Source organism: Anaerotignum sp. (genome assembly GCF_031981185.1).
GTDB lineage: Bacteria > Bacillota > Clostridia > Lachnospirales > Anaerotignaceae > Chakrabartyella.
The window spans coordinates 104,578-114,457 of the sequence record NZ_DALYUL010000008.1 but is presented as its reverse complement, the minus strand read 5'-3'; the positions used below and the strand labels follow the sequence as shown (position 1 = coordinate 114,457).

Below are 9,880 nucleotides of genomic sequence, written 5' to 3'. Positions count from 1 at the left end.
CCACAGGAGTCATCGGTGCTGTGCTTCCCCTTGAACCCATTGCAAAGGGAATCAAGGAACTGGCACCCCAACTCACAACAGCGGGTGGAGCTTTAGCGGCAGAAGCCATTATGACCACCGACACCAAAGCAAAGGAAGAAGCTTATACCATTGAAATCGGAGGCAAAACAGTAACCAACGGCGCAATGGCAAAGGGCAGTGGCATGATTCATCCAAACATGGCTACCATGCTAGGATTCTTGACAACAGATGCGGCAATTTCTGCGCCTATGCTGAATAAAGCCTTGAAATTAGCCGTTGATGATACCTTTAATATGGTCAGCGTGGATGGGGATACCTCCACCAACGATATGGTTTCCATTATGGCAAATGGTTTGGCGAATAATCCTATGATCGAGACAGAGGGAGCAGAATTTGAAGCCTTCTTAACGGTAATCAAAGAAATCTGTACTTCCATGGCAAAGAAAATAGCGGGGGACGGCGAAGGTGCTACAAAACTTATGGAATGCACAGTAAATGGTGCACCCACCACCCCATTGGCAAAAGCAATTGCTAAATCCATCATTACCTCCAGCTTAACGAAGGCGGCAATATTTGGGGCAGATGCTAACTGGGGACGTATCCTCTGTGCCATAGGTTATACAGAAGGAGATTTCCAGGTTGATACCATTTCTGTAGATATATCCTCACCAAAGGGCAAGATACACGTTTGCGAAAATGGTGCAGGGGTTGCCTTTGACGAGGAAGTGGCAAAAAATATTCTTTTGGAAGAAGAAATTCATATTCAAGTAGAACTGAACCAAGGGGAAGGCACAGCTACGGCGTGGGGCTGTGATTTGACCTATGATTATGTGAAAATCAATGGAGATTACCGCACCTAATGGGGAGGCAGAAAAAATGGTTACAGACTGCAACAACATAAAGGCAAAGGTTTTAACAGCGGCACTGCCCTATATACAAAAATACGCAGGCAGAACTGTTGTGATAAAATACGGCGGCAACGCAATGATTCATCAAGAGTTAAAAAAAGCGGTAATGAGCGATATTATTCTACTCTCTTTAGTAGGGATTCATGTAGTATTGGTGCATGGGGGCGGCCCTGAAATCAGCGGTATGCTGAAAAAGTTGGATATCCCCTCTCGCTTTATAGATGGCTTGCGGTACACAGACGAGGAAACCGCTGAGGTTGTACAAATGGTTTTGGCAGGAAAAACCAACAAAGACCTTGTTTCTCTTATCGGGCAATTGGGCGGAAAGGCAATTGGCCTTTGCGGCATTGACGGAGGAATGATTAAGGCAAAAAAAATCCAAGGGGACTATGGATTTGTTGGGGAAATTACAGAAATCAATACAGAACCCATTACCCAAGCCATACAAAGCGGATATATTCCCGTAATAGCCACTGTGGGCACCGATTGCAAAGGGCAAACCTATAACATCAATGCAGACACAGCAGCGGCAGAGATTGCAGCAGCACTACAGGCAGAGAATATGATTACCCTAACGGACATCAGAGGATTGATGCGGGATATTTCTGACGAGAACTCTTTGATACCTGTGGTAAAAATAGACGAAGTGGAAACACTGATTAATGATGGAATTATTAGCGGGGGTATGATACCCAAGGTGAAAAGTCTAAAAAAGTCCGTATTATCCGGCGTGGAAAAAGCAGTCATGATAGACGGTCGGATTGTGCATTCCATTTTAATTGAAATGTTCTCTGACGAGGGCGTCGGAACCATGTTTATAAAATAATATTTTGAAAAAAGCTCAGTTCCTTCAAGCTTTTTTCAAGAGTACAGAGGTCAAACAGATGAGTTCCTGCGACTAAAAGGTCTTGATACTCCCTGTTCTCCTCAGAGGGGCAAAGCCCCTCCTGCGGATTCCATTTGGTAAACTCTTCGTTTCCCAAACCCTTCCGCTTTTTAAAAATAAATTTTTATCCCCTACCAAAAACGTATGTTTTTGCATAAATGAGTCAAAGGGGGCATCCCTTGCAGGATTTGGGGCGGAGTCCCATGACCTTGACCTTGTGCTTGACCTTAAATAGAAAAGGAAGGTGAACCAAATGAGCTTTGAAGAGATTAAACAACAAGACCAGGAATATATCATGCATACCTATGGTCGCTACCCTGTGGCTCTTGACCACGGCAAAAATGCTACCTGCTATGATGTAGACGGTAAAGAATATATAGATATGACCAGCGGTATTGGTGTAAATGCATTGGGCTTTTGTGATAAAGCTTGGATCGACGCAGTCACCGCACAGCTTCAAAAATTGCAGCATACTTCAAACCTTTTCTATACCGCGCCCTGTGGGGAAGCCGCAAAACTGGTTTGCGAAAAAAGCGGTATGAAGAAAATGTTTTTTGCCAATAGCGGCGCCGAGGCAAATGAAGGCGTGTTTAAAGCGGCAAAAAAATATAGCTTCTTAAAATATGGCAAAGGCAGAAGCACCATCGTTGCTTTGGAAAATTCTTTCCATGGCAGAACCTTGGCTACCCTTTCTGCCACCGGTCAAGATTCCTACCATAACTACTTCTTCCCCTTCGTTGATGGCCTGGTTTTTGCAAAGGCTAATGATTTGGAAGATACACTTTCTAAATTGACGAATGACGTTTGTGCTGTTATTATGGAAATGGTTCAAGGCGAGGGCGGTGTTCTTCCTTTGAATCAGGAGTATGTAACGGCTATATATAACGCTTGCAAAGAAAAGGATATTCTTTTTATTGTGGATGAGGTGCAGACAGGCATCGGCAGAACCGGTTCCTTCTTCAGCTATCAGCAGTTTGGCATTCAACCCGACTTGGTCTCCTGTGCAAAGGGTCTTGGCGGTGGCTTGCCCATTGGAGGTGTATTATTCGGCGAAAAAACAGAAGAATGCCTCTCCCCAGGGGACCATGGCTCCACCTTCGGCGGCAATCCTGTTGTTTGTGCAGGCTCTGTTGAAATATTAAACCGTTTGAACGATGATTTTCTGGCAGAAGTTCAGAAAAAAGGCGAATTTATTAAAAATCAGATTTTAACAATGCCCCATGTAACTGGTGTTGCAGGCATGGGCATGATGCTTGGCGTAAGCCTTGATATAGATGCAAAAGAAGTTATCCAAAAATGTTTGGATAATGGTCTAATGGTACTTTCTGCGAAAACGAAGGTAAGACTTTTACCACCTTTAACCATTACCAGAAAAGAATTGGAAAAAGGTCTTTCCATACTAGCAAATGTATTAAAAACAATGTAAAATACAATAAGGTTATTCCGCAAAACGCAGCTTCAGGCTAAGTGGTTTTCAGGCAATCTCAAAGGTTGCCCGAATGAAAAATCCGCCCATGTCCTCCTGCGTTTTGCGCTGTATATTAACTATTTCCCAGCGGAGCACTAGAAAGAGAGGCATGAAACGAATGAAGCACTTTTTAAAGTTGTTAGATTGTACAACAGAAGAAATCATCGAGCTTTTAGACTTGGCTGATCAATTGAAAAAATATGTGAAGGAAGGTAAGGAACATCATTTCTTAAAAGGTAAAACCTTAGGCATGGTTTTTGAGAAATCCTCTACCCGTACCCGTGTTTCCTTTGAAACAGGAATGTATCAGTTAGGCGGACATGCCCTTTTCATCAGCTCCAAGGATGCACAAATTGGCCGCGGAGAACCCACTGAGGATACCGCCCGTGTTCTCTCCCGCTATTTAAACGGCATTATGATTCGTACTTATGAACAAGAAGAAGTAGAAACCCTTGCCAAATATGGCTCCATACCCATCATCAATGGCTTGACCGATTTCTGCCATCCTTGTCAGGTTATGGCAGACTTGCAAACCATCCGTGAGCATAAGGGAAAATTAGAAGGCCTAAAGATGTGCTATATCGGCGATGGAAACAATATGGCCAACTCCTTAATCGTAGGTGGCTTAAAGGTTGGCATGACAGTAAGCATTGCCTGCCCTGAGGGCTATCGTCCCGATAACAAGATTCTTGATTTTGCCAAGGAATACGGTGATAAATTTATCCTCACCGATGATCCTAAGGTAGCGGCAAAAAATGCTGATGTGGTGATTACCGACGTTTGGGCATCCATGGGACAAGAGGAAGAACAGGCTATTCGTGCCAAGGCATTTGATGGCTACCAAATCAATGCAGAATTGATGGCACTGGCCAACAAGGGCTGTATGGTTCAGCACTGCCTACCTGCCCACAGAGGCGAGGAAATTACCGCTGAGGTTTTTGAGGCACACGCAGACGAAATTTTTGATGAAGCGGAAAACCGTCTTCATGCGCAAAAAGCAATTCTCGTAAAATTAATGGGCTGATAGGATGTGAAAAACGATGAAAAAAGCATATTTGGTTCTGCAAAACGGAAAAGTATTTCCCGCAACACGCTTTGGTAAAGAAGGCGAAATCACGGCAGAGTTGGTTTTTACAACAGGAATGGAAGGTTATCTGGAAACCTTGACCGATCCCAGCTATCACGGTCAAATAGTGGTGCAAACCTTCCCGTTGATTGGAAATTATGGGGTAATCCCTGATGATTTTGAAAGCCAATCACCCTCTCTTTCCGCATATATCGTAAGAAATATCTGCGATTTACCCTCTAACTTTAGAAATGAGGGTACTTTAGGGGCATATTTGGAACAGCAAGGGGTAATTGGTCTTTGCGACTTGGATACCCGTGCTTTAACAAAGATTATCCGTGAATACGGCGTAATGAATGCCGCCATTGTAAATGAGATTCCTCAGGATATGGATGCCTTCTCAAGAAGCCTATCCAACGCCGCATTAAGCAGCAGTGTGGATAAGGTAACATGCAAAGAGGCTTATGTATTGAATCCTACAGGGCAAAAACACGTTGTTCTTTGGGACTTTGGCTATAAGAAAAACATGGGCGACGAATTAATCAAAAGAGGCTGTAAGCTCACAGTGGTTCCCGCTCAAACCACAGCAGAGGAAATTTTGAACCTGAAACCCGATGGTATCCTCCTTTCCAACGGCCCAGGAGATCCCTCGGATAACAAAAGTATCATCGAAAATATCGGCAAGGCTGCCCAAAGCAAAACACCTATCTTCGGTATCTGCCTTGGTCATCAAATGCTTGCTTTGGCAAAGGGAGCTATCAGCACAAAATTGAAATACGGTCACAGAGGTGCAAATCAACCTGTTCGCTACACGCCAACAGGCAGACTGTATATCACCAGTCAAAACCACGGCTATGCCATCAAATCGGAAACATTGCCTCCTTCCGCCGTGCTGTCCTTTACCCATGTAAACGATAACACCTGCGAAGGAATCGAATATACTGATATCCCCGCTTTTTCCGTACAGTTTCACCCTGAAGCCTGCGGTGGGCCCAAGGATACCAACTTTTTGTTTGAACAGTTCATGTCTTTAATGGGAGGGAAAGAAAATGCCGCTAAATAAAAAATTGAAACGTGTTATGATTATTGGCTCTGGTCCTATTGTCATTGGGCAAGCGGCAGAATTTGACTATGCCGGCACCCAAGCATGCCGTGCATTGAAGTCATTAGGGCTTGAAGTTATTTTAATTAACCCCAACCCCGCTACCATTATGACGGATAATGCCATTGCAGATAAGATTTATATTGAACCGTTGAAAATTGATGTAATCAAAAGAATTATTAAAAAAGAAAAGCCTGACGGACTCCTTTCCACATTGGGTGGTCAAAATGGCTTAACCTTGTCAATGCAGTTGGCAAAAGAAGGATTTTTGGAACAGGAAGGCGTCCTTCTGTTAGGTTCCCGTTTGGAGACCATTGACAAAGCAGAAGATCGTCTGCTGTTTAAGGAAACCATGGAAAAGCTAAATCAGCCTTGCATCCCCTCTGAAGTTGTTACAGATATTGAAAGTGCTTTAAACTTTGCGGATTATATTGGTTATCCCGTTATTGTGCGTCCTGCCTTTACTTTAGGGGGAAGCGGCGGCGGTATTGCTAAAAACAAAGCCGAATTATCGGAAATTGCCCGCAGTGGTTTGGAGGCTTCTCCCATTCATCAAATCTTAGTTGAACAATGTATCTCCGGTTGGAAAGAAATTGAATTTGAAGTAATGCGTGATGGCGACGGAAACGTAATCGCTGTATGTTCCATGGAAAACTTTGACCCCGTTGGTGTGCATACAGGTGATTCCATCGTTATCGCCCCTGCTGTTACCTTGGCGGACAAGGAATATCAAATGCTGCGTACTGCCGCTTTGGATATTATTACGGAATTACAGGTAGAAGGCGGATGTAATGTTCAGTTCGCTTTAGATCCAGAAAGCTTCCGTTATGCGGTTATTGAGGTAAACCCCCGTGTTTCCCGCTCCTCTGCTTTGGCATCTAAAGCCACAGGTTACCCCATTGCAAAGGTTGCGGCACTGATTGCCGTTGGTCTGACCCTCGGGGAAATCGAAAACGCTGTAACAGGTAAAACCAGCGCATTCTTTGAGCCAACCTTAGACTATGTTGTTGTAAAACTGCCAAAATGGCCTTTTGACAAATTTGTTTATGCAAAAAGAAAGCTTGGCACCCAGATGAAGGCTACCGGCGAGGTTATGTCCATCGCCCCCACCTTTGAGCAGGCTCTTTTGAAGGCGGTGCGCGGAGCAGAAATCTCCATGAACACCTTAAATTTGGGTATCCTCACAGAAAACACCACCGACGAAATCAGAGAAATGCTGGATGAAGCCACAGACCGCAGACTTTTTGTGGTATATGAGGCATTAAAACGTGGCATCTCCATTGAAGAGGTTCATAAAATCACCCTCATTGACGAGTGGTTCTTGGGCAAGCTCATGAATATTCTTGAGGTAGAAAAACGCCTAGCAAAAGAGACCCTCACTGAGGAATTATATATATTGGCAAAAAATACAGGATTTTTGGATAAGACCATTTTCGCCCTCTCGGGACAAACGCATCCCCACAGAAATTCTGTTTATAAAATGGTCGATACCTGTGCAGCAGAATTTGCGGCACAAACCCCTTACTTCTATGCAACCTATGACACAGAAAACGAAGCCACAGAATTCATCCAGACCCATAACACCGGTAAGAAAACAGTTATCGTATTCGGTTCCGGCCCCATCCGCATTGGACAGGGTATCGAGTTTGACTATGCCTCCGTTCACTGCGTATGGACATTAAAAGAGGAAGGCTACGACGTGGTTATGGTGAACAATAACCCAGAAACCGTTTCCACCGACTTTGATACTGCCGACCGTCTTTATTTTGAACCTCTCACTCCGGAGGATGTCATGGATATTATCGCCACAGAACAGCCCTACGGCGTTGTGGTTGCCTTTGGCGGACAAACAGCTATTAAGCTGACAAAAGCCCTCTCCGAGGCAGGTGTACGCATTTTAGGCACCTCTGCTCAGAGCATTGATGCGGCGGAAGATCGAGAGAAATTCGATGCTATTCTTGAGGAGTTGCAAATGTCAAGACCAAAGGGATTTGGCGTTATGACAAAAGAAGAAGCCTTAACCGCAGCAAATCAGCTTGGTTACCCTGTTTTGGTACGTCCTTCCTATGTTTTGGGTGGTCAAAATATGATCATCGCTTTTTCTGACGAAGAAGTAGCTCGGTATATGGATATCATTCTGGCTGGAGGAATTGAAAACCCTATCTTAGTAGACAAATATCTGATGGGTACCGAGGTTGAGGTAGATGCAATCTGCGATGGCGAAGGGGTTCTTATTCCCGGAATCATGGAACATGTGGAACGTGCCGGTGTTCACAGTGGCGACTCTATCGCCGTATACCCCGCTTGGAACCTCAGCGGCCCCCTTACCCGCCGGTTGATTGAAGCAACGGAAAAATTGGCATTGGCATTGGAAACCAGAGGTTTGATTAATATACAGTATGTTATTTTTGAAAATGAAATATATATCATTGAAGCAAATCCTCGTGCTTCCAGAACCATTCCTTATATCAGCAAAGTAACAGGCTTACCTGTGGTTGATATTGCAACGCAGGTGATGCTGGGTAAAAAGCTTGCAGACTTACCTTACGGCACTGGCTTATTCCGTCAATCCCTATTCTCCGCAGTAAAAGTGCCTGTATTCTCCTTTGAGAAGCTGACAGATGTGGATACTCACCTTGGGCCTGAAATGAAGTCCACAGGAGAGGTTCTGGGCATCGGGCGTACTTTGGAAGAAGCAATCTATAAAGGCTTAGCAGGGGCAGGCTACCAAATGGAACAGCGTGGCGGCGTATTGCTGACGGTGAAAAAGAGAGATAAAGCGGAAGTGGTACATCCTGCACGAAAATTGCATGAGTTGGGCTTCCACCTATATGCAACGGAAGGTACTGCTTATGAGCTGAAAAAATACGATATTCCTGTAACAGAGCTGCCTACTATGGTAGAAGGCATTGACGAAATTATGGAGCTTTTGGAAAGCGGAAAAATTCAGTATATGGTTTCCACTTCCAACAAAAGCACCTTGCCTCAGCTTGCCAGCGTAAAACTGCGCAGAAAGGCAACCGAACGTGGCATCTTCTGTCTCACAAGTATTGACACCACTAACGCCTTGGTAAACGCTTTATCCAGTGGATTCCACCTAAGCAACATGGAACTCATTGATATTGCGCATTTGCCTAGAGAAAAAGAAAAACTGCACTTTACAAAAATGCGTGGTAGTGGCAACGATTATATTTATTTCAGCTGTTTTGAACAGGAAATCAAAAATCCTGAGTTTTTAAGCGTATGGCTTTCCAGCCGCCGCAACAGTATCGGTGGTGACGGTATTGTGCTCATTGAGCCTTCAACCATAGCCGACGCCAAAATGCGTATGTTTAACGCTGACGGTACAGAATCTGCCGTTGCAGGTAATCCCATTCGCTGCGTTGCAAAATATTTATACGACAATCAAATGATACAGTCCGAAAACGTAACCATTGAAACAGGAAATGGTGTGAAGCAATTAGAGCTGTTCGTTCGTGAAAACGAGGTTTACTCCGTTTTGGTGCATATGGGACAGGCCGACTTTAACCCTAAGACTGTTCCCGTTGCCTTAGGAGAGGAACCTGTGATCCACAAAGCAGTTACAGTGGGCAACAAGGAATTCTTTATTACCTGCCTTTCTATGGGTAATCCTCACTGCGTGATTTTCACAGAGGATGTGGAATATATTCCTTTGGAGGAAGTTGGCCCTATGCTAGAACATGCACCTTTCTTCCCTGAGCGGGCAAACATTTCCTTTGCTTCTGTGGAAGACCGCACAACCCTGCGTATGCGGGTATGGGAAAGAGGCATCGGCGAAACCATGGCCTGCGGCACAGGTGCTTGCGCTGTAGCGGCAGCGGCAGTTGCCTTGGGACATTGCCCCGACAAGCAAGATATTACTGTAAAGCTTCGAGGTGGAGATTTGATTATTCACTGTGATGAAAACAATATTACCATGACCGGTGATGCACGCAAGGACTTTGAAGGCATAATTGAAATTTAATCATGAAGTAATATTTACTGAGGGAGCCGACTTTGTTGGCTCCCTTTGAAAAAAGAAGTTTTTCCATGATAAAAATTGTTGGAATAGAGTGTAAAAACCAATTAGTTTCTGTTTTTTTCCTAAAAAAATAGCTTTAAGGGAAATGTCTTAATATGGCAAATGTATACTTTAATAAGTTTTTTATTTGTTGACAATAATTATTATTTAATATATAATATATTTAAAGAGAAGACATATAAAATTATAAAAAAATTAATGATCTCGGAGGTGTTTTTATGGAACTGAAAGGCTCTAAAACGGAAGCAAATTTAAAAACCGCATTTGCAGGTGAATCTGAAGCAAGAAATAAATATACATATTATGCAAGTGTAGCAAAAAAAGAAGGCTACGAGCAAATTGCTGCTCTTTTCTTAGAAACTGCCGGCAATGAAAAAGAACATGCAA

7 protein-coding genes are annotated in these 9,880 nt (G+C 43.8%); all 7 read left to right on the top strand.

Annotated elements, in window-relative coordinates; genetic code table 11:
• A partial coding sequence (gene argJ, locus RTK36_RS06520; protein WP_312045416.1) for a bifunctional glutamate N-acetyltransferase/amino-acid acetyltransferase ArgJ occupies positions 1-881 on the top strand: 881 nt, incomplete at its 5' end.
• Positions 882-897: 16 nt separating this feature from the next.
• Positions 898-1,755, top strand: coding sequence for an acetylglutamate kinase (gene argB, locus RTK36_RS06515; RefSeq protein ID WP_312045414.1), 858 nt, complete (start codon positions 898-900; stop codon positions 1,753-1,755).
• 313 nt (positions 1,756-2,068) lie between these two features.
• Positions 2,069-3,241, top strand: a complete 1,173-nt coding sequence (locus tag RTK36_RS06510; protein WP_312045412.1) for an acetylornithine/succinylornithine family transaminase — start codon at positions 2,069-2,071, stop codon at positions 3,239-3,241.
• A 151-nt stretch (positions 3,242-3,392) separates the two neighbouring features.
• Positions 3,393-4,307: an ornithine carbamoyltransferase gene (gene argF / locus RTK36_RS06505; protein WP_331654976.1), complete on the top strand. Its 915-nt coding sequence runs from the start codon at positions 3,393-3,395 to the stop codon at positions 4,305-4,307.
• 16 nt (positions 4,308-4,323) lie between these two features.
• Positions 4,324-5,412, top strand: a complete 1,089-nt coding sequence (locus RTK36_RS06500) for a carbamoyl phosphate synthase small subunit (protein WP_312045410.1) — start codon at positions 4,324-4,326, stop codon at positions 5,410-5,412.
• Complete coding sequence (carB, locus tag RTK36_RS06495; RefSeq protein WP_312045408.1) at positions 5,399-9,436, top strand: carbamoyl-phosphate synthase large subunit; 4,038 nt, start codon at positions 5,399-5,401, stop codon at positions 9,434-9,436. Before RTK36_RS06500 ends, carB begins: the two co-directional genes overlap by 14 nt.
• A 275-nt stretch (positions 9,437-9,711) precedes the next feature.
• Positions 9,712-9,880 (top strand): ferritin family protein (locus tag RTK36_RS06490; protein WP_312045446.1); only part of this gene is annotated, 169 nt, incomplete at its 3' end.